General features: G+C 70.9%; 19 protein-coding genes and 2 rRNA genes. 11 read left to right on the top strand and 10 right to left on the bottom strand.

Translation table 11 applies throughout. The annotated features are described in order from the left end of the window. Both HNR40_RS30435 and rrf read left to right on the top strand, forming a co-directional pair. Window positions 1-89 (top strand): 23S ribosomal RNA (locus tag HNR40_RS30435); the annotation flags it as partial. A 156-nt stretch (window positions 90-245) separates the two neighbouring features. Further along, window positions 246-362: ribosomal RNA gene (rrf, locus tag HNR40_RS30430) — 5S ribosomal RNA — on the top strand. Window positions 363-1083: 721 nt separating this feature from the next. Here rrf and HNR40_RS30425 read toward each other — a convergent pair. Then, window positions 1084-2556 (bottom strand): phosphodiester glycosidase family protein, encoded by a 1473-nt coding sequence (locus tag HNR40_RS30425; protein WP_184967312.1) that lies wholly within the window; start codon window positions 2554-2556, stop codon window positions 1084-1086. A gap of 246 nt (window positions 2557-2802) precedes the next feature. Between HNR40_RS30425 and HNR40_RS30420 the strand changes: the two genes are divergently transcribed. Next, complete coding sequence (locus tag HNR40_RS30420) at window positions 2803-2952, top strand: hypothetical protein (RefSeq protein WP_184967311.1); 150 nt, start codon at window positions 2803-2805, stop codon at window positions 2950-2952. A 183-nt stretch (window positions 2953-3135) separates the two neighbouring features. Then, window positions 3136-4098: a tryptophan--tRNA ligase gene (gene trpS, locus HNR40_RS30415; protein WP_184967309.1), complete on the top strand. Its 963-nt coding sequence runs from the start codon at window positions 3136-3138 to the stop codon at window positions 4096-4098. Between the two features lie 202 nt (window positions 4099-4300). Here trpS and HNR40_RS30410 read toward each other — a convergent pair whose 3' ends face one another. The 4 genes from HNR40_RS30410 to HNR40_RS30395 all read right to left on the bottom strand — a co-directional run bounded on the left by HNR40_RS30410 (window position 4301) and on the right by HNR40_RS30395 (window position 8739). Beyond that, window positions 4301-4675 (bottom strand): cupin domain-containing protein, encoded by a 375-nt coding sequence (locus HNR40_RS30410; protein WP_184967307.1) that lies wholly within the window; start codon window positions 4673-4675, stop codon window positions 4301-4303. A gap of 23 nt (window positions 4676-4698) precedes the next feature. Beyond that, on the bottom strand, window positions 4699-6315 hold the full coding sequence (locus tag HNR40_RS30405; RefSeq protein ID WP_184967305.1) for a PucR family transcriptional regulator: 1617 nt from the start codon (window positions 6313-6315) through the stop codon (window positions 4699-4701). Window positions 6316-6416: 101 nt separating this feature from the next. Then, on the bottom strand, window positions 6417-8024 hold the full coding sequence (locus HNR40_RS30400) for an AMP-binding protein (protein WP_184967303.1): 1608 nt from the start codon (window positions 8022-8024) through the stop codon (window positions 6417-6419). A gap of 13 nt (window positions 8025-8037) precedes the next feature. After that, window positions 8038-8739, bottom strand: a complete 702-nt coding sequence (locus tag HNR40_RS30395; protein WP_184967301.1) for a TetR/AcrR family transcriptional regulator C-terminal domain-containing protein — start codon at window positions 8737-8739, stop codon at window positions 8038-8040. Window positions 8740-8794: 55 nt separating this feature from the next. On the opposite strand from HNR40_RS30395, the gene HNR40_RS30390 reads away from it, so the two are divergent. Beyond that, on the top strand, window positions 8795-10255 hold the full coding sequence (locus HNR40_RS30390) for an MFS transporter (protein WP_221341044.1): 1461 nt from the start codon (window positions 8795-8797) through the stop codon (window positions 10253-10255). Here the strand turns inward: HNR40_RS30390 and HNR40_RS30385 are convergent. Further along, complete coding sequence (locus HNR40_RS30385) at window positions 10252-10956, bottom strand: alternative oxidase (RefSeq protein ID WP_184967297.1); 705 nt, start codon at window positions 10954-10956, stop codon at window positions 10252-10254. The two genes, HNR40_RS30390 and HNR40_RS30385, sit on opposite strands and share 4 nt — an antisense overlap. Window positions 10957-11193: 237 nt before the next feature. On the opposite strand from HNR40_RS30385, the gene HNR40_RS30380 reads away from it, so the two are divergent. Beyond that, complete coding sequence (locus HNR40_RS30380; RefSeq protein ID WP_184967295.1) at window positions 11194-12084, top strand: RHS repeat domain-containing protein; 891 nt, start codon at window positions 11194-11196, stop codon at window positions 12082-12084. Here HNR40_RS30380 and HNR40_RS30375 read toward each other — a convergent pair. Further along, complete coding sequence (locus HNR40_RS30375) at window positions 12057-15497, bottom strand: FHA domain-containing protein (RefSeq protein ID WP_184967293.1); 3441 nt, start codon at window positions 15495-15497, stop codon at window positions 12057-12059. The genes HNR40_RS30380 and HNR40_RS30375 overlap by 28 nt on opposite strands. 149 nt (window positions 15498-15646) lie before the next feature. On the opposite strand from HNR40_RS30375, the gene HNR40_RS30370 reads away from it, so the two are divergent. The 4 genes from HNR40_RS30370 to HNR40_RS30355 all read left to right on the top strand — a co-directional run bounded on the left by HNR40_RS30370 (window position 15647) and on the right by HNR40_RS30355 (window position 20970). Further along, the gene (locus HNR40_RS30370; protein ID WP_184967291.1) at window positions 15647-16921 is read left to right on the top strand and encodes an aspartate aminotransferase family protein; all 1275 of its coding nucleotides are present in this window, start codon (window positions 15647-15649) and stop codon (window positions 16919-16921) included. Then, window positions 16908-18413 carry a CoA-acylating methylmalonate-semialdehyde dehydrogenase gene (locus tag HNR40_RS30365; protein ID WP_184967289.1) on the top strand — a complete coding sequence of 502 codons (1506 nt, stop codon included), beginning with the start codon at window positions 16908-16910 and terminating at the stop codon, window positions 18411-18413. Before HNR40_RS30370 ends, HNR40_RS30365 begins: the two co-directional genes overlap by 14 nt. Window positions 18414-18479: 66 nt before the next feature. Continuing rightward, window positions 18480-19604: an extracellular solute-binding protein gene (locus tag HNR40_RS30360; protein WP_184967287.1), complete on the top strand. Its 1125-nt coding sequence runs from the start codon at window positions 18480-18482 to the stop codon at window positions 19602-19604. 160 nt (window positions 19605-19764) lie between these two features. Continuing rightward, entirely contained in the window at window positions 19765-20970 is a 1206-nt protein-coding gene (locus HNR40_RS30355; protein WP_184967285.1) for a saccharopine dehydrogenase family protein, read from the top strand. 3 nt (window positions 20971-20973) lie between these two features. Here the strand turns inward: HNR40_RS30355 and HNR40_RS30350 are convergent, their stop codons facing one another. Together HNR40_RS30350 and gabT are read right to left on the bottom strand one after the other, a co-directional pair. Next, window positions 20974-21189, bottom strand: a complete 216-nt coding sequence (locus HNR40_RS30350; RefSeq protein ID WP_246509588.1) for a hypothetical protein — start codon at window positions 21187-21189, stop codon at window positions 20974-20976. 177 nt (window positions 21190-21366) lie between these two features. Beyond that, window positions 21367-22683: a 4-aminobutyrate--2-oxoglutarate transaminase gene (gabT, locus tag HNR40_RS30345; protein ID WP_184967283.1), complete on the bottom strand. Its 1317-nt coding sequence runs from the start codon at window positions 22681-22683 to the stop codon at window positions 21367-21369. Between the two features lie 119 nt (window positions 22684-22802). Here gabT and HNR40_RS30340 point away from each other — a divergent pair, with 119 nt between their 5' ends. Next, the gene (locus HNR40_RS30340; protein ID WP_312896563.1) at window positions 22803-24170 is read left to right on the top strand and encodes a helix-turn-helix domain-containing protein; all 1368 of its coding nucleotides are present in this window, start codon (window positions 22803-22805) and stop codon (window positions 24168-24170) included. Here HNR40_RS30340 and HNR40_RS30335 read toward each other — a convergent pair. After that, complete coding sequence (locus tag HNR40_RS30335; RefSeq protein WP_184967280.1) at window positions 24160-24792, bottom strand: TetR/AcrR family transcriptional regulator; 633 nt, start codon at window positions 24790-24792, stop codon at window positions 24160-24162. The two genes, HNR40_RS30340 and HNR40_RS30335, sit on opposite strands and share 11 nt — an antisense overlap. Between the last annotated feature and the right edge of the window lie 157 nt (window positions 24793-24949).

Here is a 24949-nt window from a genome sequence, read left to right as displayed (position 1 = left end):
CCCCAGAGACGATGGGGTTGATAGGCCGGAGGTGGAAGCACGGTAACGTGTGGAGCTGACCGGTACTAATAGGCCGAGGACTTGACCACAAAGCATCAGCAACGCCTGAATGTGGCGGGGTTTCTTTGCAGCGCTCTGTTACTCTTCGCCGGGTCCAGAGCAGCGCAGAAACCCTCTATCGGGTCAGGTGTTGTGTTGCTCGCGTCCACTACGCAATTCTGAGACAGCAAACAGTCTCAAGAGGTTGCGGCGGTTATGGCGGGAAGGAAACACCCGGTTACATTCCGAACCCGGAAGTTAAGCTTCTCAGCGCCGATGGTACTGCACTCGGGAGGGTGTGGGAGAGTAGGTCACCGCCGCACAAACACATGATCGAGGAGGGGTCCGACCACTGGTCGGACCCCTTTTTCGCGTTCCGAAGGGGCTGCCCCGGCCATCGCGCGGGACGGCCCCTCTTTTGCGTTGCGGGCTTGCCCAGCCTCTGCCGCACGGCCCGGGCGGGGTGTCCCCTTCCGCGCACACCCATGCTTGTCGCCGGTACGGCGAGAACCTGGACGGGCGTGAACGGCGCAACGCGCACGGTGGCCCCGGCGGAGTGCTCTGCCTCCCGGCGCACACACCCACGCTCGTCTGCGCACACCACGCTTGTCTGGCGCCGGTGCGGCGAGAACCCGGGCGGGCGTGAACGGCGCAACGCGCACGGCGGCCCATACGGCGGCTCAGGCGGGGTGCTCCGCCTCCCGGCGCACACACCCACGCTCGTCTGCGCACACCACGCTTGTCTGGCGCCGGTGCGGCGAGAACCCGGGCGGGCGTGAACGGCGCAACGCGCACGGCGGCCCATACGGCGGCTCAGGCGGGGTGCTCCGCCTCCCGGCGCACACACCCACGCTCGTCTGCGCACACCACGCTTGTCTGGCGCCGGTGCGGCGAGAACCTGGGCGGGCGTTAACGGCGCAACGCGTACGGTGGCCCAGGCTCGGGCCCCGCGTGTTCTGGGCGGGGACGAAGCTGGGCCACCGTGGGGGGAGCGGGTGGGGGTGGGGCGTTCCGGCCGGGGTGGTCGGGCGGCCCCTTGTTTGGTTACTTGGGGAGGACTAGCAGGGCGTCGCCTACGGCGCGTTCGGCGCCGTCCGAGGGCTTGTTGACTACCTTGTTCTTGACGACCATCGCCGTAGAACCGCCTCCGTCCAGGTTGATTGCCTGGACGGCGCCCAGCCAGCGCATCAGCTGGGCCGCCTCCACCATGTTGGCGCCCACGGTCTCGCCGGGCTTGCGGCCGTCGACGGTGGCGAGGATGAGGCTGCCGTTCCTGGTGACTCCGGCGAGGGTACGCGGGTGCCGGCGGAGGATCATGTTGACCGAGTCGTGGCCGTCACGCTTGGCCATGACCTTGACCCGGCCGTTGCGGACCAGGCCGACGCCACCGGCCACGACGTTCAGGTTGGGGGTGAGGGCCAGGCGCTTGCCGGTGCGCAGGTCCACCAGCTTGGTGTCGATCTTGACCGTCCACGCCTCCAGGGCGTGCTGGCCCAGCCACTCGGCCGCCACGCCCGCACCGTGCAAGACTCGGTGGCCGGCCGGGACTGCCGCACCTGCGGCCCTTACCGTGACGACCTTGCCGTTGGCGTCCAGGACTACGTCGGCGCCGCCGTCGGCGGGGGTCTTGGCGCCCCACTCCTCGGTGTAGAGGACCAGTTCGTCGACGGCGGTGGGGCGGTTGATGCCGTTGACGTTGAGGTTCTGGCCGTCCTGGGACACCGCGGTGATGGTGGACTTCAGTTCGGTGATGCTGGCCTTGCGGCCTCGCAGGACGATGGCGGCGCGGCCGGGGACGGGTTCGCTCAGGAGCTTGCCAGCGACCACCGAGGCGCCGAGGGGGTCTCCGCGCAGTGCCTTCGAGGCGTGGATGTTGAAGAAGCCGCCGTTGACCGCGGCGAGAGCGCCGGCCGCCTTGGCCATGGCGGAGGTGGTCTCGCGCTTGGCGACGCTGGTGCCGAGGCTGGCGCCGTACGAGCCGCGGAACTTCTTGGCGTCGATCATGAGGACGTTCATGTTCCACGGGCCGGTCGTGTCGACGCCGTCGTCGCCGAGGTAGTCGACCTTGGACTTGATGCCCGCGTCCTTCAGGGCCTTGACGGTCTCCTCGGCCTTCTTCTTGTCCTGCAGGGACCAGAGGCCGACCCGGACCATGAAGATCTCCTGGGCCGGGGCGTCGGCCACGGCGGGGCGGGTGAACTGCTGGACGCTGGGGATCTGGCCGGCGGCCTCGACCTCGGCGGCTTTGGCGTCGGCGGTCGCGCGGGTGCCGTAGTCGCGGCCGCTGGGCATGAGCACGCTCACGCTGTAGCCCTGGGTGGCGCTGCCGGCCCGGACTTTGTACATGTCGATGCCGCCGGCGACCGCTTTCTGTGTCTTGGTCGGTACGGCGGCCGCTCCCAACGGGAACTTGGAGGAGGGGAACGTCACCGCCAGCTCCTTGGCGGCGACTGGCACGGTGGCAGCCGTGATCGCGGTGGCCAGGGACAGGCCGACGACGAGGGTGCGTCGAGACATCAAAAGACTCCAGGGTGCCGATAACAATCCGGACTATCCTGGCGCTCCCGCTTGGCCGGGGTGTGGGAACACGCCCGTGGTTACGAGATTGACATCAGCAACTAGCGAAAAGGCCCATGCCCGCAGCGATTGAATGGTCAAAATGGGGGAGTACATGGGATTCTGCTGCGCCAAGGGACCGGCCGGGGTTACCTTTCGGTAGGCCGTATTTCGAGCGGCACGAACTTTCCCCGAGAGGCAGCCGTTATGGGGCTGAGCATCCTCCTTGTGATCTTCGCGAGCGTCGTTCTGGGGTTCATCCTGGGCGCGTTCGTGGCGCGTCCCCGTCGGTGGGATCTGTACATCTGCGCAGACGACACCATCCACGCCGACATGTCGCACGATCACCGCACGTAGTCACGAGCCGGCGCAAGCCGTACAGAATCTGGGTCCTGTACGGCTTGCGCCTACAATGGAGCCATGACCCGAATCAGCATGTGGTGGCGGCCGCCAGACGGCCACTGACCTTCGCATGCGAAAAAGGCCGTCCCTCGGACGGCCTTTCGTGGTGTCTGGGGACGTCCGGAAAGGAAACCCAGAATGAACCACGTCGTGTTGACCGGCGATCGGCCGACCGGTCCGCTCCATCTCGGCCACTACTTCGGCTCGCTCGCCAATCGGGTGGAGCTGCAGCATCGGCACCGGATGTACGTGCTCGTCGCCGACTATCAGGTGATCACCGACCGTGACCTGCCGGGGGAGATCCAGCGCAACATCACGGAGCTGCTGCTCGACTATCTCGCGATCGGGCTCGACCCGGGCAAGGTGACGATCTTCCAGCACAGCGCGGTGCCGGAGCTGAACCAGTTGCTGCTGCCGTTCCTGAGCCTGGTGTCGATGGCCGAACTGCAGCGGAACCCGACCGTCAAGGACGAGATCCTGCACAGTTCGCAGAGCGCGGTGAGTGGGCTGATGTTCACCTATCCGGTGCATCAGGCGGCCGACATCCTGTTCTGCAAGGGCACGCTGGTGCCGGTCGGGCGGGACCAGTTGCCGCACGTGGAGGTGACGCGGCTGGTGGCGCGGCGCTTCAACGAGCGTTATGGGATGGTCTTTCCCATTCCGGAGGCGATGATGGGCGCGCAGCCCAGCCTCAGTGGCCTCGACGGCGGCAAGATGAGCAAGAGCCGGGGCAACGCCATCCCGCTCAAGGCCACCGAGGACGAGACGGCCGCGCTGATCCGCCGCGCGGTCACCGACTCCGACCGGCACATCACCTTCGACGAGGAACTGCGGCCGGGGGTGGCTGGGCTGCTCACGCTGGCCGGGCTGTGCCTGGACCGGCCGCCGCGGGAGCTCGCCGAGGAGATCGGGGACGGCGGCGCCGCCCGCCTCAAGTCCGTCACCACTGATGCGGTCAACGACTTCCTGCGCCCGATAAGGAAGCGCCGTGCCGACCTGGACGAGGGGGCCGTGCGTTCGGTCCTGCGCGAGGGCAACGCTGTGGCCCGGGAGCGCGCCGCCCTCACCCTTGAGGAGGTACGGCGGGCCATGGGCTTCTGAACTGTCCGAAACCCCGAGGGCAGACGCCTCCTAGTGACCGGCGGTGAAGGCCGCCGGGCACCCCTCAAGCCGGTGGTGAAAGGCGGCGAAGAGCTCAAGGTGGGGCCAAGGGCGGCTAAGCGGTGGCGGACGGGACGGGGCCAGGTCCTGGGACGGCTAGGGGAACCGGGCCCGGGGTGGCAAGGGGGCTAGGAGGTGGGGGTTAGCGGGATTGGTAGACCTTGCGGAGGGTTTCGTGGACGATCCAGGTCGTCTTCGCGCCGTCCGCCAGCAAGGCCACGTCTCCCGGCCCCACCTCGATCGTGGTGCCGCCTTCGACCGCGATCGTCGCCCGTCCCGACAGCACCACGAACATCTCGTCCGTCTCCACGTCGGTGACCACGCCAGGGGTGATCTCCCAGATGCCGCGTCCGTTGCCGAGGTCCATGGAGGAGGTGGCGGGGTCGCCGGCGACGATCTGGTCGGGGTGGAGTTCGTCGGGCGTCAGCCGTACCTCGTGGACGGGGACGGCGAACGCGCCCGCGGTGGCGAGCATGGGGCCCAGTGCGGCGGGCTCGGGCACGAAGAGGTCAGGCATGAACGTCCTTGGTCCGGTTTGCTTCAGCGATTCTCGCGACGGAACGACTCCAGCGCCAGCAACGCCACGTGCAGCGACAGGCACGACTCGACATCGTCCAGGTCGGTATCCAGGATGCGCTCCAGGCGGCGCAGCCGATCGTAGAACGCGGGCCTGGACAGGTGGGCCTTCTGGGCGGCGACCGCCTTGTTGCGGCCGGAGTCCAGGTAGACGCGCAGGATCCTGGTGAGGTCGCCGCCGCGCTGGGCGTCGTGGGCCAGGAGCGCGCCGAGTTCGCGTTCGGCGAAGGTCTGCATTCTGGCGTCGTCGCGCAGCAGGTGGAGCAGGCCGCGCAGGCGCAGGTCGGGCAGCCGGTAGTAGGCGCGGCCGTCGGGCTGGCGCACGGCGACGTCGGCCACCTGTTCGGCCTCTAAAAAGCTGCGCCGCACGTCGCGGATCGACTCGACGACGGAACCCGCCGCGAGGACGAAGGCGGAGCCGGGCTTCCACAGCATGCGCAGCCGGTCGGCCAGGGTGGTCAGCGCGGGTTCCGCGTGGGTACGCGGCGGCAGCGGCAGCAGGACGCCGACCCGGTCCTGGTCGAGGGCGCCGACCAGCGCGGGCAGCCGGGCGTCGCGGCAGGCGGCGGCGGTGGCCTCGGCGAGTTCGCCGAGCTGGGCCTGGCCGTCGAGTGCCTGGTCGACGGGTTCGGTGGGCCGGATGACGACGCTGATCAGCTTGCGGCCGGTGAGCGGGACGCCGACGGCGCGGGCGCGGGCGGCGGCCTCGTCGGGGTCGGAGTAGGCGTGGGTGAGGATGCCGGTGATGATCGTGCCGTGGGCCTGGCGTTCCAGGGATTCCTGGTGGCGTTCGAGGAGGCGGCCGAGGGCGAGGGTGGTGGCGGCGCGTTCGGCCAGCACCATGTCGCGCGGTCCCGGAGGCACGTCGCAGAGCAGGATGAGCCGGCCCCAGTCCTGGCCGCGGGCGCCGACGGTGGTGACCAGCCAGCCGGAGGCGGGGTCGTAGGCGGTCCGGTCGGCGGGGGCCACGGCGCGTGACCTGGTCTCCCAACCGGCGAGCAGCGCGCCGATGTCGCGGCCGGCCGATTCGCAGGCCAGCACCTGGTGGGCGAGGTTCTCCAGGAGGACGGGGCGGTTGGACAGCCGGGCGACCTGGGCGAGGACGTCGGCCGGCGAGGCGCCTTCGACCGACAGTTCGGTGAACACCTCGTGCAGTTGCTCGGAGGCGCGCAGCTCCTCCAACTGGTTGTCGATGATCCAGGCGTGCACCGACTCGGTGATCTGCACGAACGGCGTCTCGCGGGTCAGCACGATCACCGGCAGCCCGTGCTCCTCGGCGGACTTGATCACGGCCCGGGGCAGTTCGCGGACGAACCGGCGGCCGAGCTCGACGACCAGCCCCGACGCGCCGACCTGGGCGAGCTCGCCGACATAGTCGGCCAGCTTCTCGGGGTCGTCGGGCAGGGCCACGCCCGTGGTGAGGACGAGTTCGCCGCCGCGCAGCAGGTGCGCGATATCGGCGATCTCCCCGACGTGCACCCACCGCACCTTGGTGTCGAGCCGATCGGCCCCGGCGACCACACGCGGGTTCCCCCGGCGTACGGTCTCCAAGGCCAGGACATCGGCGATAGTGGGTAGCACGGGCCGAGCCTATCCGATCAGCCTGTAATTATGGACACCTGACCCCTTACAAGTTGTTATTGGGTAAATGGCGCTCTTCCTGGGATTTGTCCGTCAGGCGGCTAGCGGAAGGACTCCTCGGTGAACTCCCGATCCGCCGCCTGCTCGCGCAGCTCGACCCGGCGGATCTTGCCGGAGATCGTCTTGGGCAGCTCGCCGAACTCCAGCCGCCTGATCCGCTTGTAGGGCGCCAGTTCCCGCCGCGAGTGCTCGAAGATCGCCCGCGCGGTCTCCTCGGTCGGCTCGTAGCCGGGCGCGAGGGTCACATATGCCTTGGGTACGGCCAGCCGTACCGGATCGGGGGCGGGCACCACCGCGGCCTCCGCGACCGCTTCGTGCTCCAGCAGCACGCTCTCCAGCTCGAACGGCGAGATGCGATAGTCCGAGGCCTTGAACACGTCGTCGGTGCGCCCGACATAGGTGATGTAGCCGTCGGCGTCCCGGGTGGCCACGTCGCCGGTGTGGTAGTAGCCGTCGGCGGTGCCCGAGTCCTGGCCGACGTAGCGGGCCATCAGGCCGAGCGGGCGGCGCTCGTCCAGGGGCAGGCAGATCTCGCCGTCAGGGCCGGGCTCGCCGGTCACCGGGTCGAGCAGGACCACGTCGTAGCCGGGCAGCGGGCGGCCCATCGATCCGGGCTTGACCGGTACGCCGGGTACGTTGCCGATCTGGGCGGTGGTCTCGGTCTGGCCGTATCCGTCGCGGATCGTCAGGCCCCACGCCTTGGCGACCTGGTCGATGATCTCCGGGTTGAGCGGCTCACCCGCGGCCACGGCCGTACGCAGGGAGAGCTGCCACGCGGCGAGGTCCTCCTGGATGAGCATGCGCCACACCGTCGGCGGCGCGCAGAACGTCGTCACCCGCTCGTCGCGCAGCACTTCGAGCAGGGCCTGCGCGGAGAAGCGCTGGTAGTCGTGGACCAGCACGGTCGCCCCCGCGTTCCACGGCGCGAAGACGTTGCTCCAGGCGTGCTTGGCCCAGCCCGGCGAGGAGATGTTGAGGTGCACGTCACCGGGCTTCAGCCCGATCCAGAACATCGTGGACAGGTGCCCGGCCGGGTAGGAGGCGTGGGTGTGCTCGACCAGCTTGGGCTGCGAGGTCGTGCCCGAGGTGAAGTAGAGCAGCATGGTGTCGCTCGCGAGCGTCGGCCCGTCGGGGGTGAAGTCGGGCTCGCCGTAGGAGTAGGTGTGCCAGCCGTCGGCCGCGCCGACGGAGATCTTCGTGTACGCCCCGCCGGTGAACTTCTCCGCGTCCGCGGCATTGGCGATGACATGCGCCACGCCGCCCCGGGCGACCCGTTCCTCGATGTCCTTGGCGGTCAGCAACGTGGTGGCCGGGATGACGACCGCGCCCAGCTTGATCGCGGCCAGCATCGACTCCCACAGCTCCGCCTGGTTGCCCAGCATGAGCAGGATCCGGTCGCCGCGGCGTACCCCGGCCGAGCGCAGCCCGTTGGCCACCCGGTTGGAGCGTTCTGACAGCTCGGCGAAGGTGTAGGAGACCTTGCCGACGATGTTCAGGGCGACCGCGTCCGGCGACTCGGCAGCCAGCACGCCGTCGAACCAGTCCAGCGCCCAGTTGAACTCCGGAAGGTCGGGCCAGCGGAAGTCGCGGCGGGCGGTGTCGTAGTCGGACTGGAGCAGCAGGTCGCGCGCGGCTCGGAAATCGCTCATGACCGGAATCCTGCTACGTGACCAGGCGCGCCTCAAGACCGTCGAGCACCGTGTACAGGCCGAAGTCGAAACTCATCGCGCGGATCTCCTGGGGGTCGTGGGCGTGCATCTCCTCGACGCGTGCCTGCATCTCCGGATAGCCGGCCACCGCGGCCACCACGGCCTGGCGCATGCCGTCCATGTCGGGCTGCCGCTCGTTGATGTACTCGTTCCAGACCGCCTCGGGGATCGTCATCCCGAAGACGTAGGCGGTGAGGGTGCTCGCCGCGTAGTCGATCTCCAGGCCTCTGAAGCCCGCCTGGGTGAAGGCCTTGCGCAGCAGGTCGGTGGCGTGCAGCGCGTTGGGCCCGATGGCCGGCAGGCGGCCGATGAGCCGGGCCGCCCAGGGGTGCCTGAGGATGGCCTGCCGCATGCCCTTGCCGAAGGTGGCGGCGGAGTAGCGCCAGCTGATCTGGTCCGGGTCGGCCACCTCCATGTCCGCCCAGATCTCGTCGTAGGCGAGCTCCATGAGCTCGTCCTTGTTGGCGACGTACCAGTAGATGCTGGTCGCCCCGGCGTCGAGCTTGGCGCCCAGCTTGCGCATGCTGAGCCCTTCGGTGCCTTCGGAGTCGAGGAGCTCCAGGGCGGCGTGGACGATCTGCTCGCGGCTCAGGCCGGGCGAGGACCTCGGCGAGCGTGGTTCGCGGGTCCAGACGGAGGTGAACTGCTTGGTCACCACTCCAGGATAAATGCTCTCGCACACTGTGCGAGAAGTGTCGTACAGTGTGCGAGTGGAATCGAACACCGTGCGAGATCCCCGCCGCTGGTGGACGCTCGCCGTACTGTGCCTGGCCACGCTCGTGCTGGCCGTCGACGGGACCGTGCTGAACCTGGCCATCCCGACCCTCGTGCGGGATCTGGGCGCGACGCCCTCCGAGATCCAGTGGATCCTGGACGCCTACGTGCTGGTCTTCGCTGGGCTGCTGCTCACTGCGGGCAGCCTCTCCGACCGCTTCGGCCGCAGGAAGATGCTGGTCATCGGCCTCGCGCTGTTCGGCGGCGCCTCCGCCCTCGCGGTCCTGGTGAGCGAGCCGTGGCACCTCATCGCCATGCGCACGCTCATGGGCGTCGGCGGATCGGTGCTCATGCCCTCGACCCTGTCCATCCTCATCACCGTCTTCGACGAGGAAGAACGCCGCAAGGCCATGGCCGCGTGGGGCGCCACGTCGATGATCGGCGTCGTGGCCGGGCCCACGCTGGGCGGCCTCATGCTGGAGAACTGGGGCTGGTCCTCGGTCTTCCTCATCAACGTGCCGATCGCGCTGCTGGCGATCGTCGCCGCACTCGTTCTCATGCCCGAGTCGAAGGCTCCGGCCCGCAGGATCGACCCGGTCGGCGTGATCCTGTCCATCGTCGGCCTCACCTCGGCCGTCTACGTCATCATCGAGCGGGAGTGGAACGTCGTCGCGATCGCCCTGGCGGTGCTCGCGCTCGCCGCGTTCCTCGTCTGGGAGCGGCGCTCCGAGCATCCGATGATGCCGCTGGAGCTGTTCAGGCAGCGCAACTTCAGCGGCGCTTCCTTCTCGATCCTGCTCATGTCCTTCGGGGCGGGCGCGCTGATGCTCATGCTCACGCAGTACCTGCAGTTCGTCCTCGGGTACGGGGCCATGCAGGCGGGGCTGGCGCTGGTGCCGTACGTGATCGCGGCGGCCGTCTTCAACGGGGCCGGCGCGGCTCTGGGGCAGCGGGTGAGCAACCGGGCGCTCATCGCCTCGGGGATGTTCGTGCTCGCCGTGGGGTTCGTCATCCTCGCGGTCACCACCGGGTACGGGCCCATGCTGGCCGGTCTCGTGGTCATGGGAATCGGCGGCGGCCTGGCCGGTCCGGCGGCCTACGCGACGCTCATGGGCGCGATCCCGGTGGAGCACGCCGGTGTCGGCTCGGCCATGAACGACACCGTCCAGCAGGTCGGCATGGCCCTCAGCATCGCCGTGCTCGGCAGCGTCCTGGCCGGGGTGTACACCTCCGCGATGCCGGAGAGCGCCCCCGCCCAGGCCAGGGCGTCGATCGGGGAGGCGCTCAGGCTGGGCGGCTGGGAGGGCCCCGCCCGCGAGGCCTTCACCACCGCGATGCACGTCGGATCCTGGATCGGTGCGGTCTTCTGCCTCCTGGCCGCCGTGCTCGCGCTCGCGGTGCTGCGCACGCCCGCTCCCAAGCGGGCGGAGCAGTCCGTCGAGGCGGCCATCGGTTAGGCCGCCACGCGCGGGTCGCGCATGTTCTCCAGGCTGCCGAGCTTGTGCACCCGCTCGTCGTGGCCGATCTGGCGCATCAGGTCGGCCACCGAGCGGTAGCGGCCGTACTCGTCGGCGTAGGTGCCGGGGTCGGGCACGAACTCCAGGTCCGGGTTCTCGGCCACGAACGTCATGTACTCGTGCTCGGCGTGGTCCTCGAACTCGGCGTTCAGCCGGTAGCTCCAGTCGGGCTTGACCAGGAACAGCACCCACGAGACGTGGTAGTAGAACAGCGCGATCAGCCACGGCGCCGCGCGGTGCAGCAGCCAGTTGCGCTTGAGCCCCTGCCGGTCGATCAGGTCTTCCATGATCAGCAGGTGGAACTGCTCGTTGTCCTGGTCGGAGCGGGCCTCGACGATCCGCTCGAAGACCCGTCTGGCCAGCCCCGAGCTGGTGCGGTGACGGTGGACCGCCCAGTAGCCCATGCGCTCCCACGCCTGGTACGGCACGCGGGCGATGATCTCCAGCATGGCGAACTTGGTGAACGAGCCTTCCTTGCCGTACATGATGTCGACCGGCTTGAACATCATCTTCGCCAGCAGGCTGTACTTCATGCGCGGGGTGTCCAGCGTCTCCTGCTGGGCGCGGCGCAACTGGTCGCGGTCGAGCTTCGGCGGGCCGGGGTGGACATCGGGGCGGGGAAGTGTGGCGGTGTTCGTCATCGGATCTCCTTGTTCGTGGTGATGATCCGATAGTGGGTGATCGGCCCCCCTCCGGTCGTCGGCCCGCAGGCGGCACTTGCCGTGCCTCCGCCGCGGTAGTGGGTGGCGGCGGCGTACACCGACAGGTGCACGGGTTTCCCCCTAGGGGCTGGGAAAAATCTTGCTCGGAAATTGAACCGCCGGATGGGCCCGGTGCGTACAACGGGGCAGCCGAATTCCGTTCTGGGGGGATGGTCCATGGGTGTGCGGGAGGCGGTCGCATCGGGGGCTGGATCGGACCGCGCGTCCGCACACGCCGGACCGATCCACTACGCGACCGGCACGGTGATCCTGCCGCAACACGACCTCGACCTGCCCGGACCGCCCGCGCTGGAACTACGGCGCGTCCACCGGTCCGGCCACCGGGACGGGCGATGGTTCGGCCCGGCGTGGACCTCCACCTTCGACCAGCGGGCGGAGGTTCACGCCGACGGCGTGCACGTGTTCGCCGCCGACGGCGCCGCGAGCGTGTTCCCGCATCCGGGCGACGGCTCCGTGGCCGCCTGCCCGCCGCCGGGCGAGCGCGCCGGGCGCGTCCGCCTGCGCAGCATCCGGTACGGCTACGCCGTCACCGACCCCGGCACCGGCCTGACCGCGCACTACACCGGCGCCGGCGACCGTCTCCCGCTGACGTCGGTGGACGGGCCGGGCGGCGGCCGGATCGAGCTGCGCCACGGCCCGGACGGCGCGCCGGCCGAGGTGGTGAACGCCGTAGGCCGCGCCCTGGACGTCGAGACCGCCTCGGGCCGCGTCGTCGCGATCCGGCGGCGCAACGACCTCCTTGCCGCCTACACCTACGACCGGGCGGGCAACCTGGTCGAGGCCGCCTGCCAAGGACGGGTGCGGCGCTTCGCGTACGACAGGGCCGGCCGCGTCACCGAGTGGGACGACGGCGACCGGCACGCCTACGCCTACGACGCCCTCGGCCGGTGCGTACACGCGTCCGGCCCGCGGGAGCTCACGCTGGAGTACGAGTCGCGCGGCACCTCGGTCAGGGACGCCGACGGCAACCACACCGTCTACCTGTATGACGGCCTGTCGCAGCTGGTCGAGTGCATCGACTACGCCCTCGACCCCCGCGCCAGCTGAACCAGCACGGTACGCCCGGACACCGACAGATAGCCGCGCCCCGGCGGACCCGAGACGTGCTCGTCGTTCTCCAGCACGAGCCCGTGGATCAGCGCTGCGGCCCGGTCGCGGGGGTTCAGCACGACGCGGGCGCCGGACCTGAACACCTCGGTCACGACGGCGGCCAGCGGGTGCGGCCGTCCCTCCAGGATCTGCGTGGCGTCTCCCGCCAGGACCAGGACGTGCGCGCCGAGGCTGGAGGCGGCCTCGTCGAGGAGCGTGGGCCGGTCGGCTGCGGTGACGGCCACCTGCTCGAAGTCGTCCACTACCACGGCGAACCGCTGCCGCCCCGCCACCGCCGCGCGCAGCTCCTCGTCGGAGAAGGCCGTGCCGGTGAGGACGCGCGCCCCGGCCAGCGCCGCGACGGGCGAGCCCGGCGGGGCGATCACCAGGACGTCCACGCCCCGCTCCAGCAGGGCCCCGGCGATCAGGAGCGCGGCGGCGCTGCGGCCGGAGCCCGGCGGACCGGAGACCAGGACGGCGTGCGGCCCGGCGCCGAGCGGGTCCAGGCCGATCGTGGTCACGTCCTGGCCGCCCATGCCGATCGCGAGTCCCGTGACCCGGCCGAGCTCGCCCGGCTCCACGCTGCCGGGCATCGGCGGGAACGGCCGCGCGGCCGTCAACGGCGTGCGCGGCTCCGCCGGGACGGCGATCTGGACCGCCTGGCCGGTGGCCGCGTCCGCCGCCCGGCCCGGCGGCCCGTGCCCGAGCAGCAGCCGGCGGGAGAACAGCACGTTGTCGCGCCGGCCCGCGGCGACCGTGTGGATGCCGACCGACGGGCCCCTGGTGACCAGGCGGCGCAGGATCCTCATCAGCGAGCGCGCGTCGGGCCGCTCGAAGCGCTCCCAGCCGTCGACCACCAGGACGATCAGCGGGTCGCCCGGGCCGGCGGCCAGGCGGCGCTCGGCCTCGCCCGCGAGCCAGGTGAACACGCGGCGGATCCGGTCCGGCTCGCCGGGGGAGACGACGGCTCCGCAGTGGGTGGTGTAGGCGGCCAGCTCGCCGGGCTTGTCCTCGATCGCGTAGATCCAGGCGGGGTGCCGGGTGAGGGCGCTGATGAGGGTGCGGGCGAAGGTGGTGCGGCCGGATCCGGTGCGGCCCGCGACCAGCAGCCGGTCCGTGCCGCGCAGGTCCAGCGCCGCCACGGGCTGGGCCTGGTGCGCGGGGTCGTCGGCCAGGCCGTAGGGCACCAGCAGGCCCTTCCGCACCTCTGGGGTCAGCCCATATGGCGCCGCGAGGGGAGGGATTCGTCCGTAGGGCGCCGCGTACGGGAAGGTGGGCGGTAGCCGTACCGGATCGTGGAGGACGTCGGGGAGCGGCGGCGGGATGGGGCGGAACGGCGGCCGGGCGCCGCGGCGCTCGGCCGCGCTGACGATCTCGGCGACGGTGGACTCCAGGTCGGTGGGCATCGCGACGGGCGGGTCGGCGGGGCGGGGATCGCCGAGCTCAGCCCACGACACCACGCGCACCCGGGCGGGAGCGCCCCACGACGGCGGGGGGTGGCCGAGCCCGGCGGTCCTGAACAGGCGCGGCTCGCCGCCCGTCCGCATGATCATGCCGAGGCCGCGGCTGCGCGAGGTGAGCGCCGTCACCAGCACCAGGTGCATGCCGAGCTGGGCGGACTCCACCGGTTGCGGCGGCGCGTGCTCCTCCTCGGCGATCACCACCAGGCGGGGCGGCAGGTCGGCGTGCGCGGCGAGGAGCGCGGTGCGCCGCTGCGCCTCGGCGTTCAGGGCCGTGCCCATGCGCGTCTCCCAGGCCGGGAACCACCCGGTCACGTGCGGGCACGGCGCGAACGGGCGCAGGCTCTCGCCGACCAGGACGAGGGCGAGCGCGTCCGGCGGGTTGGCGAGGAGCAGCGCGGCCACGAGGGCGCGCGCGAGGTCCGGCCCGGCCCCGCCCAGGCGCAGACGGGAGTCGGCGGCGACGTCCACGCTGACGGTCCCGGACACCGCGGTGCCGACGACCACCTTGGTCACCGGCGCGTCCGGCCAGCGCACGGCGGGCGTCTCCATGCCGAGCAGGTCCAGCAGCCGCGCGGGCGTGTCGGGCTCGGCGCGGTCGCGCAGCGGCGCCAGCGCGCGGGCGATGCGCTCGGCCGCCTCCGCGTCCACGTACTCGGGCCGGATCGGCGCGGGCAGGCCGTCGCCGGCCCGGGTGAGCAGCAGGTCGGTGCCGTCGAGTTCGCAGACGGCCAGACACTCGCTCATGCCGCGGCGGTCGGCGCAGATCGTGTACACGCCGGCGGCGGGGCCGTCGCGCAGCACCTCGCGCAGGCCGGGCAGCTCCCGCAGCGAGCGCGCGCCGTCGAGCAGCACGACCACCTCCTCGCCCTCCGGCGGGTCGGCGATCAGCGCCAGGAGCTCGGCCACGCGTTCGGCCCGCGTCTCCTCGGTGGTGCCGATCAGGCACGGCACCCGCTCGCCGCCGCGCAGGTGCGGCAGCCAGCGCGTCCAGGCGAGATGCTCGCCGCCCTCCTCGGCCAGGATCACCAGCCGCAGCTCGGCGGGGGCGCGCAGGGTGGCGAGCTGCACCAGCAGCCAGCGCACCAGCCCGTCGACCGGCGGACGCGGCCCCACGACGCCGAGCACACCGGCCTCCCGCAGGTCCACGACAGCCGGTACGGCCGGCTCACCCGTCACCCCCACCCGCAGCACGAGCCCATCGGGGGAGGCGGCGTCGCGCGACCACAGCCCCGGCCCCTCCCGCAGCGCGGCCAGCGTCAGGTCCAGCTCGTCGGGAACCTGGTCGGACGGCGTCCCGGCCTCGCGGCGGGCGAGCCCGCGGTCGAAGGCGATCATGCCGTCGCTCCCGCGTACGGCATGCGGCCGGGCGGCCGGCAACGGCACCCAGCGCAGCAGATCGTCGCCCACCTGAAGAATCTCCCCGGGCGGCAGCCGGACCGAGCCGGACACCGGTTCCCCGCCCACCAGCGTGCCGTTGGTCGAGCCCAGGTCGGTGACGGTGAGCTCGCCGGTCACGCTCACCTCAAGCCGGACGTGCAGCCGGGAGACCCGGTGGTCGCGCACGAGCCGGACGGCGGCGTCGTGATCCCTGCCCACGACGTGCGCGCCGGGAGCCAGCCAGACGAGCCGCCCGGCGTCGGGCCCGCCGACCACCCGTAGGCCGCCGGTGGTGCCCGCCGGTCTGGCCCGCTCGTCGCGGGCCGGCTCGCCCACGCCGAGGACCATCCCGGACACCAGCGGCCCGTCGGCGAAGGTGGCCTCGGGATCGAGCTTGGCGGAACCGGCGTAGCAGGGGCGCGGCGGCAGCGCGCCGAGCAGCGTGGCGAGCTTGGTGCCCGGCTCGGCCGCCACTTCGAGGTCGTGGGCGGCGGCCAGTTCGGGGTCGCGGACGGTCAGTCGTATGATCATCGAACCCTCGCAGGGCGGGGACCTCCAGCGTGCCTCGCGAAGTGCCTTTCTGTCCTGCCTTCCGAGGGGTTACGACATGTAAGGCATCCGGCCCGCACTCCGACACATTGAATGTGTAAGGTGCTCCGGAATGCGGCGATACTCGGAACATGTCGGAGCTTCTCGCGCGCCACCGGGCAGTGATGCCCAACTGGTTGGCCCTCAATTACAACGAGCCCATCGAGATCGTCAGCGGCAAGGGCAGCCGCGTCGTCGACAGCGAAGGCAAAAGCTACCTGGACTTCTTCGTCGGCATCCTGACCAACATGATCGGATACGACGTCCCCGAGGTGCGCGAGGCCGTCGAGCGCCAACTGGCCACCGGTGTCGTTCACACGAGCACCGTCTACCTGCTGCGCGGCCAGGTCGAACTGGCCGAGAAGATCGCCCGGCTCTCCGGCATCCCCGACGCGAAGGTCTTCTTCACCAACTCCGGCACCGAGGCCAACGAGACCGCCCTCCTGCTGGCCACCTACGCCCGCAAGAGCGACCAGGTCCTGGCCATGCGGCAGAGCTACCACGGCCGCAGCTTCGGCGCGGTCAGCGTCACCAGCAACCGCGCCTGGAAGAACAACTCGCTCTCGCCGCTCAACGTGCACTTCCTGCACGGCGCCGACCGGCACCTGTCGCAGTTCAAGGGCCTGTCGGACGCCGACTACATCAAGGCGTGCGTCGAGGACCTGCGCCACGTGCTGGCCACCAGCGTCTCCAAGGACGTCGCCGCGCTGATCGCCGAGCCCATCCAGGGCGTCGGCGGCTTCACGATGGCGCCCGACGGGCTGTTCGCCGCCTACAAGGAGGTGCTCGACGAGGAGGGCATCCTCTTCATCTCCGACGAGGTGCAGACCGGCTGGGGGCGTACCGGCAGCGCGTTCTTCGGCATCCAGAACCACGGCGTGACGCCCGACATGATGACGTTCGCCAAAGGACTCGGCAACGGCTTCGCCGTCGGCGGCCTGGTCGCCCGCGGCGACCTGATGGACGGACTGCACGCGGTCGGCCTGTCCACCTTCGGCGGCAACCCGATCTCCATGGCCGCCGCCAACGCCACGCTCGACTACGTTCTCGACCATGACCTGCAGGCCAACGCCGCCCGCACCGGCGCGCACATCATCGACGGCCTGCGCGCGGCCGCCGAGCGGCTGCCGATCGTCACCGGCGTGCGCGGCAAGGGCCTGATGTTCGCCATCGAACTGGCCGAGCCCGCGATGACCGGCCGCTTCATGGAGCTCACCAAGCAGGCCGGCCTGCTCGCCGGCAAGGGCGGCCTGTACGGCACCGCGATCCGCATGGCACCGCCGCTCACCCTGACGATGGACGAGGCCGCCGAAGGCCTGGGGATCATCGTCGACGCTCTGGAGACCATCAACGATGAAGTCCGTTAAGCACTGGATCAACGGCGCGCTCGCCGACGGCGGCAGCCGTACGCAGGAGATCTACAACCCGGCGACCGGCGAGGTCAGCGGGGCCGTGGCGATGGCCACGGCCGCGGACGTGGACGCGGCGGTCGCCGCGGCCCTCGCGGCCTTCCCGGCCTGGCGTGACTCCTCGCTGGTCAAGCGGTCGCAGGTGCTGTTCCGCTTCCGCGAGCTGATGTACGCCCACCGCGACGAGCTCGCGGCGCTCATCTCCGCCGAGCACGGCAAGGTGCACTCCGACGCGCTCGGCGAGGTGTCGCGCGGCCTGGAGGTCGTGGAGTTCGCCTGCGGCATCCCGCACCTGCTCAAGGGCGGCTTCTCCGAGGGCGTCTCGACGCGGGTCGACTCCTACTCGATCCGGCAGCCGCTCGGCGTCGTGGCGGGGATCACGCCGTTCAACTTCCCGGCGATGGTGCCGATGTGGATGTACCCGATCGCGATCGCGTGCGGGAACGCCTTCATCCTCAAGCCGTCGGAGAAGGACCCGTCGGCATCGCTGCTGATGGCCAGGCTGTGGCAGGAGGCCGGGCTGCCCGACGGCGTCTTCAACGTCGTCCAGGGCGACAAGGCCGCCGTCGACCGGCTGCTGGAGCACCCGGACGTGAAGGCGGTCTCGTTCGTCGGCTCCACGCCGATCGCCCGCTACGTCTACGAGACCGGCACCGCGCACGGCAAGCGCGTCCAGGCGCTCGGCGGGGCCAAGAACCACATGCTGGTGCTGCCCGACGCCGACCTCGACCTGGTGGCCGACTCGGCGGTCTCGGCCGGGTTCGGCTCGGCGGGCGAGCGCTGCATGGCGATCTCGGTCGTGCTGGCCGTGGACCCCGTCGGCGACGACCTGGTCAAGAAGATCGTCGAGCGGGTGGACAAGCTCGTGATCGGCCCCGGCGACGACCCGCGCTCGGAGATGGGCCCGCTGGTGACCGGTCCGCATCGCGACAAGGTCGCCTCCTACCTGGATCTCGGCGTCTCCGAGGGCGCCACCTTGGTCGTGGACGGGCGGCGGACCGAGGTGCTCGGCGGCGCCCCGGCGGCCGAGACGCCCGGATTCTGGCTCGGCCCGACCGTGCTCGACCACGTCCCGGCCGGTTCGCGGGTGCACACCGAGGAGATCTTCGGCCCGGTGTTGTCGATCGTGCGCGTGTCCTCCTATGAGGAGGGGCTGAAGCTGATCAACGGGCTGGAGTTCGGCAACGGCACCGCGGTCTTCACCAACGACGGCGGCGCCGCGCGGCGCTTCCAGAACGAGGTGGAGGTCGGCATGATCGGCATCAACGTGCCGATCCCGGTGCCGATGGCGTTCTACAGCTTCGGCGGCTGGAAGTCGTCGTTGTTCGGCGACACGCACGTGCACGGCACCGAGGGCGTGCACTTCTACACCCGCGGCAAGGTCGTCACCTCACGCTGGCTCGACCCGTCCCACGGCGGCGTGAACCTGGGCTTCCCGACGAACGGCTGACACCCTCCCGTTGCGGTCTGCCCGGGTAAACTCCAGCGCAGACCGCAACGAGAAGGGGGCATCCTGTTGAACCGCCGCGCACCCGCCCTGGCGCTGGCCGCCCTGGCCGTGGTGGTGTCCTCGGCAGGTGCCGCACAGGCGACCCCCACCCCCAAACCCACCCCGGCCACCGCCAAGCCGACGCCCACTCCCACGCAGAGCGACGGCACGCTCCAGATCCTCACCTACCGCGGCTACGCCGAGTACGGCGGCACCAGCCCCAAGGTCAACTGGACCGGCACCTTCGAGAAGGCCACCGGCTGCCGCATCGCCAGGCTCGACCAGGTCCAGACCCCCGCGGAGATGGCCACGCGGCTCAAGGAACGCGCTTACGACGTGGTCTCGGCCGGTCCCGGGCTGGCCGGGAGCCTCATCGCGGACAAGCAGGTGCTGCCGATCGAGCTGGCCAAGGTCGACGGCTACACGGAGGTGGCCAAGCCGCTGCGCGACCTCACCACCTCCGGCGGCAAGGTCTACGGCGTGCCGTACCTGTGGGGCTCGCACGAGTTCCTCTACGACGCGAGCCGGATCAAGGCGCCCGGCATGGAGCAGGTCTTCGCCTCGCCCAAGGCGGCGCTCAAGAACGACCCGCTGACGATCGCCGACGCGGCCCTGGCGGCCGGGAAGTCCGGCAGCCCGTACTCGCTGACGGCGGCGGAGCTGGGCAAGGCCGTGGAGATGCTCGGGCGGCAGGACGAGCGTGTCTACTGGGACGATCCGCTGGACGTGGTGACCGGGTTCGCGACGGGGCGGCTGGACTTCGCGCAGGCGACGCCGTACCTGCGGCTGCTGTTGCAGACGGCGGGCAAGCCGGTGAAGACGGTGCCGTCCGCGCGGACCACGGGGTGGGTGGACTCGTGGATGCTGGGCGCGTCCGGGGCCAATCTCGACTGCGCCTACCGGTGGCTGAGCTGGACGGCGTCGGCGGACACGCAGCGTGCGGCGGCGGCGTGGGTGGGGCTGGCTCCGGCCAACGACGAGGCGTGCAAGGGCAAGGCCAGGAGGGTCTGCGAGGCGTACGGGGTGGGCAAGAAGTCGCGGTTTGACCGGATCGACTTTGCCGTTCGCCCACCGGGGGATTGCCGGCCGCAGGAGCGGGAATGCACTGAATACGACACCTGGGAAGACAGGTGGACCGATCTTGTGAGCTGAGCGGGTGAGGTCGGGGCCCCGCTCGCACATGCTGCGGGCGTGCCCGTCCCCCCGCTGGGCAACGCCTGCCTGAGGCGTCCCGGGCGTTCCCCCCGACCCGGGACGCCTCCCTTTTGCCCCTCCGATTGACTGAATGGCCAGTCAGTGAAAGAGTTCGGGCATGAGAATCCTCCTTGTCGGCGCCGGCGGCGTCGGATCGGCTGTCGTGCCCATCGCGGCCCGCCGAGATTTCTTCGAACACATCGTGGTGGCCGACTCCAAACAGGACCGGGCCGCGCGAGCGGTCGCCCAGGTCGACGACCCCCGGTTCAGCGCCATCCAGCTCGACGCCGCCGACCGGGCCCAGGTCGCCGAGGCGCTGCGGGCCCACGACTGCGACGTGCTGTTCAACGCCGTCGATCCGCGCTTCACCATGCCGCTGTTCGAGGCGGCGCTGGAGGCCGGGGCGCACTACCTCGACATGGCGATGTCGCTGTCGCAGCCGCATCCGCGCGAGCCGTACAGCAAGACGGGGGTGAAGCTCGGCGACCGGCAGTTCGAGCTCGACCCGCAGTGGCGCGAGGGCGGGCAGCTCGCGCTGGTCGGGATGGGGGTGGAGCCGGGGCTGGCCGACGTGTTCGCCCGGTATGCCGCCGACCACCTGTTCGCGCGCATCGACGAGATCGGCGTGCGCGACGGCTCCAACCTGGTCGTGGACGGCTACGACTTCGCGCCGACGTTCTCGATCTGGACCACGATCGAGGAGTGCCTCAATCCGCCCGTCGTCTGGGAGGACGGCGAGTGGCGCACGACCGAGCCGTTCAGCGAGCCGGAGGTGTTCGACTTCCCCGAGGGCATCGGGCCGGTCGAGTGCGTCAACGTCGAGCACGAAGAGGTGCTGCTCGTGCCGCGCTGGATCGACGCGCGGCGGGTGACGTTCAAGTACGGGCTCGGCGAGGAGTTCATCGGCGTGCTCAAGACCCTGCACAAGCTGGGGCTCGACAGCGCCGACAAGGTCAAGGTGGGCGGGGCCGAGGTCGCGCCGCGCGACCTGGTGGCCGCGAGCCTGCCCGACCCGGCCACGCTGGGCTCGCGCATGCGCGGCAAGACCTGCGCGGGAACCTGGGTGAAGGGCACCGGCAAGGACGGCGCGCCGCGCGAGGTGTACCTCTACCACGTGGTGGACAACGAGTGGTCGATGCGCGAGTACGGCTCGCAGGCCGTCGTCTGGCAGACCGCGATCCACCCGGTCGTCGCGCTGGAACTGCTGGCCGGCGGGGCCTGGAAGGGGACGGGCGTGCTCGGTCCCGAGGCGTTCGACGCGGTGCCGTTCCTCGACCTGCTCAAGGAGTACGGCTCGCCGTGGGGGATGCGCCAGGCGGCCTGAGGCCTATCGGGCGCGGAAGGCCACCACGGTGGCCAGCGGCGCGGGCCGCAGCGCCTCCGCGCAGTCGTGGCAGGCCAGCACGGCGGTGTCGTCGGGGAAGCGGCCCACCCGCACCCGGGGGCGCGGCCACCGCTTGTGGCAGACCACGCAGGCGTCCCCGTCACGCTGGGCCCAGCTCAGGCCGTCAGGGTCGAACGTCAGCATCGAACCCCAGTCCATCACTCTCCCCAAGGCGTTCGGCCACCCCTATACCGGATCCGTTATAGCCCTGCCCGCGCCGCCGATCGGCTAGCGCAGCGTCAAGCTCAGGTGAAATCACGGCCGGGTGGCGTGCGGTACACCAACAAAACAGGGCCATCCCCACCAAGGTGGATGGCCCGTTCTGTGGGGGTTCTTCTAGGAGAACGCCTTTTCCAGGATGCCGAGGCCCTCCTCCAGCAGGTGCTCGGGCATGACCAGCGGCGGCAGGAAACGCAGCACGTTGCCGTAGGTCCCGGCCGTGAGGACGACCAGGCCCTCGGCGTGGCAGCGCTTGACGATCTCCTGGAGGGCGGCCGGGTTCGGGTTCTTCGTCCCGGGCTCGACGAGTTCGATGGCGATCATGGCGCCGCGTCCGCGTACGTCGCCGATGATCGGGAAGCGCTCCTGCAGCGCCCTGAGGCGGGGGAGCATGATCTCGCCGATCCGGCGGGCCTTGGCGACCAGGTCGTCCTGCTCGATGGTCTCCAGCACGGCGAGCGCCGCCTCGCAGGCCAGCGGGTTGCCGCCGTAGGTGCCGCCGAGGCCGCCCGCGTGCACCTTGTCCATGAGCTCGGCGCGGCCGGTGACCGCGGCCAGCGGCAGGCCGCCCGCGATGCCCTTGGCGGTGCAGATGATGTCGGGCACCACGCCCTCGTCCTCGCAGGCGAACAGGTCCCCGGTACGCGCGAAGCCCGTCTGCACCTCGTCGGCGACGAAGACGATGCCGTTGGCGCGGCAGTACTCGGCGATCCTCGGCAGGAAGCCCTTGGCGGGCTCGATGAAGCCGCCCTCTCCGGCGATCGGCTCGATGACCACGGCGGCCACGTTCTGCGCGCCCACCTGCTTCTCGATCATGTCCACGGCCTGGGCGTACGCCTCGTCGGCCGGGTTCTCGCCGGGCCAGCGGAACGGGTAGGCCAGCGGCACCCGGTAGACCTCGGGCGCGTAGGGGCCGAAGCCCTGCTTGTACGGCATGTTCTTGGCCGTCAGGGTCATCGTCAGCAGGGTGCGGCCGTGGTAGCCGTGGTCGAACACCACGACGGCCTGGCGGCCGGTGGCGTAGCGGGCGACCTTGATGGCGTTCTCGACCGCCTCGGCGCCGGAGTTGACGAGGAACGTGCGCTTCTCGTGCTCGCCGGGAGTGACCTGGTTGAGCTTCTCGCAGACCTCCACGTACGACTCGTACGGCGTGACCATGAAACAGGTATGGGTGAAGTCGGCCACCTGCTTCCGCACCCGCTCGACCACCCGCGGAGCGGCGTTGCCGACGCTGGTCACGGCGATGCCGGAGCCGAAGTCGATGAGCGAGTTGCCGTCGGCGTCCTCGACCACGCCCCCGCCCGCGCGCGTCACGAAGACGGGCAGTGTGGTGCCGATGCCGGGGGGCACGGCGGCCTGCTTGCGGGCCAGCAGTTCCTGGGACTTCGGCCCCGGGATGGCGGTGACGAGACGACGCTCCTGCGGAATGCTCATGCTCCTGACGGTACGGCGGCTGGTGACCTGCGCCGATACGTCGATATGTCACACTTGAGGGGTCTTAATCTGCCGGACTGGACAAAATGCCGCCTTCTCTGGGAACCGTGGTGCGACGGATGGGCCTTCGGCCCCTTGCCGGGTCGCTGGACTCGGACGTGCGGTGGGTCGCGGTCAGCGAACTCGAGGACCCCACGCCGTTCCTGGAGGGCGCCGAGCTGGTGCTCACCACGGGGATGCGCTTGGGTGGGGCCGCCGACTTTTCCGGATATGTCGGGCGGCTGGTGGAGCGGGGCGTCGCCGGGCTGGGGTTCGGGGTCGGGCTGACCCACGACGAGGTGCCTGCCGAACTCGTGGCCGCCGCTGCCGCCGCCGGGCTGCCCTTGCTGGAGGTGCCGCGCGAGACGCCGTTCATCGCCATCGGCAAGGTCGTCAGCGAACTGCTCGCCGCCGAGCAATATGAGGAGATCACCCGTGCCTTCGCCGCCCAGGGGCGCCTGACCAGGGCGGCGCTCCGGCCCGAGGGGATGCACGCGGTGATCGACCGCCTGGCCAGGGAGGTGGGCGGGTGGGCGGCGCTGGTGTCGGAGACGGGGGAGATCCTGCACGCCACCGCCGGAACCCGGACGGACCTGGTGGAGTCTGCGCTCCAGCGCAGGAGCGGGCGGTTCCCGGCGAGCGTGGCCATGTCGGGGCCCGACGGGCAGGTGGTCGTACAGCCGCTCGGCGGCGGGGCCCGGCCGCGCGGGTTCTTCGCCGTGGGGGCCGGGCAGGCGTTCTCCCCGGTCACGCATACCGTGATCAACGCGGCAGGATCCCTGCTGACGCTGGCCGTCGAGCAAGGGGGCGCGCAGCGGGAGGCCGAGCGGCGGGTGCGCGGAGCCGTACTGGAACTGCTGCTCGCGGGGATGGAGGGCGCGGCCCGCGCGGTGCTGGCCCCGATCGGCGCCCACCTGCCGGACGAGCCGGTCGTGGTCGTCGCCGCCGACCCCGACGCCCTGGACCTCCTCGAACCCCACGGCTTCACCGCCCTCCACGATGGCGGCGCGGTCGCGGTGGTCTCCGCCGAGACGGCCGACCAGGTCGCCGGGCGCGTGGGGGTGAGCGGGCCGGGCCCGTACCGTGACCTGCGCGGCGGGCTCGACCAGGCACGACGCGCGCTACAGGCCAGCACGGGCACGCCGGTCCGCTTCGCCGACCTCGCCGGGCAGGGGCTGCTCGCCCTGCTGGATCCCGCCGCCGCCCAGGCGTTCTCCGCGGCACTGCTGGCCCCCCTCAGCCAGTACGGCTCCCGCGCCGACCTCATCGCGTCCCTGCGCGCCTACCTGGCCAGCAACGGCCACTGGGACGCGGCCGCCCAGCGCCTGGGCATCCACCGCCACACCCTGCGCTACCGGATGAAACGCGTCGCCGAACTCCTCGGCCGCGACCTGGACGACCCGGGGGTGCGCGCGGAGCTGTGGATCGCCCTGGAAGCTACTTGTTGACCAGGTAACAGCAGATCGTGGCCGTGGTGACCGCCTCGTAGGTGCGGCCGTCGCGCAGGTGGCCCGCCCGCTCCAGGCTGATGGCGCCCTGGGCGGCGGCCCACAGCGCGTCGGCGATCTTCCTGGGCTGGGTCGGGATGAGGTAGCCCTGGGCGATGCAGTCGGAGATCACCCGGTCGAGGATGTTGAGCGCCGCGCGGGCCAGCGTGCGGGCGCGTTCGCTGGGCTCGAAGCCGGGGATGGCCCGCTCGAACATCAGCGAGTAGTAGCCGGGCTCGGCATGGCACGCCTGGCGGTAGGCGGGGCCGAGCGCGGTGAGGTACTCGAAGGGGTCGCGCCGGTGCGGCACCGCGTCCAGGAAGCGGCGGAACCGTTCGAACCCCTCCAGGTAAAGCGCCTCGGCCAGGCCCTCGCGGTTGCCGAACATCGTGTAGATGACGGTGGTGGTGCAGCCCGCCTCGGTGGCGATCCTGCGCATGTTCAGGCTCTCCGGGCCGTCGCTGGCGAGCAGGGCCACGGCCACGTCGAGCAGGCGCGAACGCAGCTCGTCCTGCCCGGCCCGCTCGCCCAGAAGGTAGGCACCCTGAAGCCCGAGCGGAGCCGAAGCATGCTGCTCGGTCACGGGGCCCACGCCTTTCTAGCTCGGGGGCCCGCCGCGCTGGAGACCCGCACACGATGACTTAGCCATGGCGGCGATCGTTCAAACCGCTCCACACGGTAAACATCCCGATTTAGTACTACTTCTGTTACACAGCGGGTAAACATGAGGGCCACGTGGC

The organism is Nonomuraea endophytica (assembly GCF_014203235.1).
In the GTDB taxonomy this organism is placed as follows: domain Bacteria; phylum Actinomycetota; class Actinomycetes; order Streptosporangiales; family Streptosporangiaceae; genus Nonomuraea; species Nonomuraea endophytica.
Note: the sequence above shows the minus strand (reverse complement) of the source record. Positions and strands in the feature narration are given on the sequence as shown.

Excerpts from the sequence above, each read along its gene's own strand:
- HNR40_RS30425 (WP_184967312.1), bottom strand. The coding sequence starts at position 2,556 with ATGTCTCGACGCACCCTCGTCGTCGGCCTGTCCCTGGCCACCGCGATC.
- HNR40_RS30420 (WP_184967311.1), top strand. The coding sequence starts at position 2,803 with ATGGGGCTGAGCATCCTCCTTGTGATCTTCGCGAGCGTCGTTCTGGGG.
- trpS (WP_184967309.1), top strand. The coding sequence starts at position 3,136 with ATGAACCACGTCGTGTTGACCGGCGATCGGCCGACCGGTCCGCTCCAT.
- HNR40_RS30410 (WP_184967307.1), bottom strand. The coding sequence starts at position 4,675 with ATGCCTGACCTCTTCGTGCCCGAGCCCGCCGCACTGGGCCCCATGCTC.
- HNR40_RS30400 (WP_184967303.1), bottom strand. The coding sequence starts at position 8,024 with ATGAGCGATTTCCGAGCCGCGCGCGACCTGCTGCTCCAGTCCGACTAC.
- HNR40_RS30385 (WP_184967297.1), bottom strand. The coding sequence starts at position 10,956 with ATGACGAACACCGCCACACTTCCCCGCCCCGATGTCCACCCCGGCCCG.
- HNR40_RS30380 (WP_184967295.1), top strand. The coding sequence starts at position 11,194 with ATGGGTGTGCGGGAGGCGGTCGCATCGGGGGCTGGATCGGACCGCGCG.
- HNR40_RS30375 (WP_184967293.1), bottom strand. The coding sequence starts at position 15,497 with ATGATCATACGACTGACCGTCCGCGACCCCGAACTGGCCGCCGCCCAC.
- HNR40_RS30370 (WP_184967291.1), top strand. The coding sequence starts at position 15,647 with ATGTCGGAGCTTCTCGCGCGCCACCGGGCAGTGATGCCCAACTGGTTG.
- HNR40_RS30365 (WP_184967289.1), top strand. The coding sequence starts at position 16,908 with ATGAAGTCCGTTAAGCACTGGATCAACGGCGCGCTCGCCGACGGCGGC.
- HNR40_RS30355 (WP_184967285.1), top strand. The coding sequence starts at position 19,765 with ATGAGAATCCTCCTTGTCGGCGCCGGCGGCGTCGGATCGGCTGTCGTG.
- HNR40_RS30350 (WP_246509588.1), bottom strand. The coding sequence starts at position 21,189 with ATGGACTGGGGTTCGATGCTGACGTTCGACCCTGACGGCCTGAGCTGG.
- gabT (WP_184967283.1), bottom strand. The coding sequence starts at position 22,683 with ATGAGCATTCCGCAGGAGCGTCGTCTCGTCACCGCCATCCCGGGGCCG.
- HNR40_RS30340 (WP_312896563.1), top strand. The coding sequence starts at position 22,803 with ATGGGCCTTCGGCCCCTTGCCGGGTCGCTGGACTCGGACGTGCGGTGG.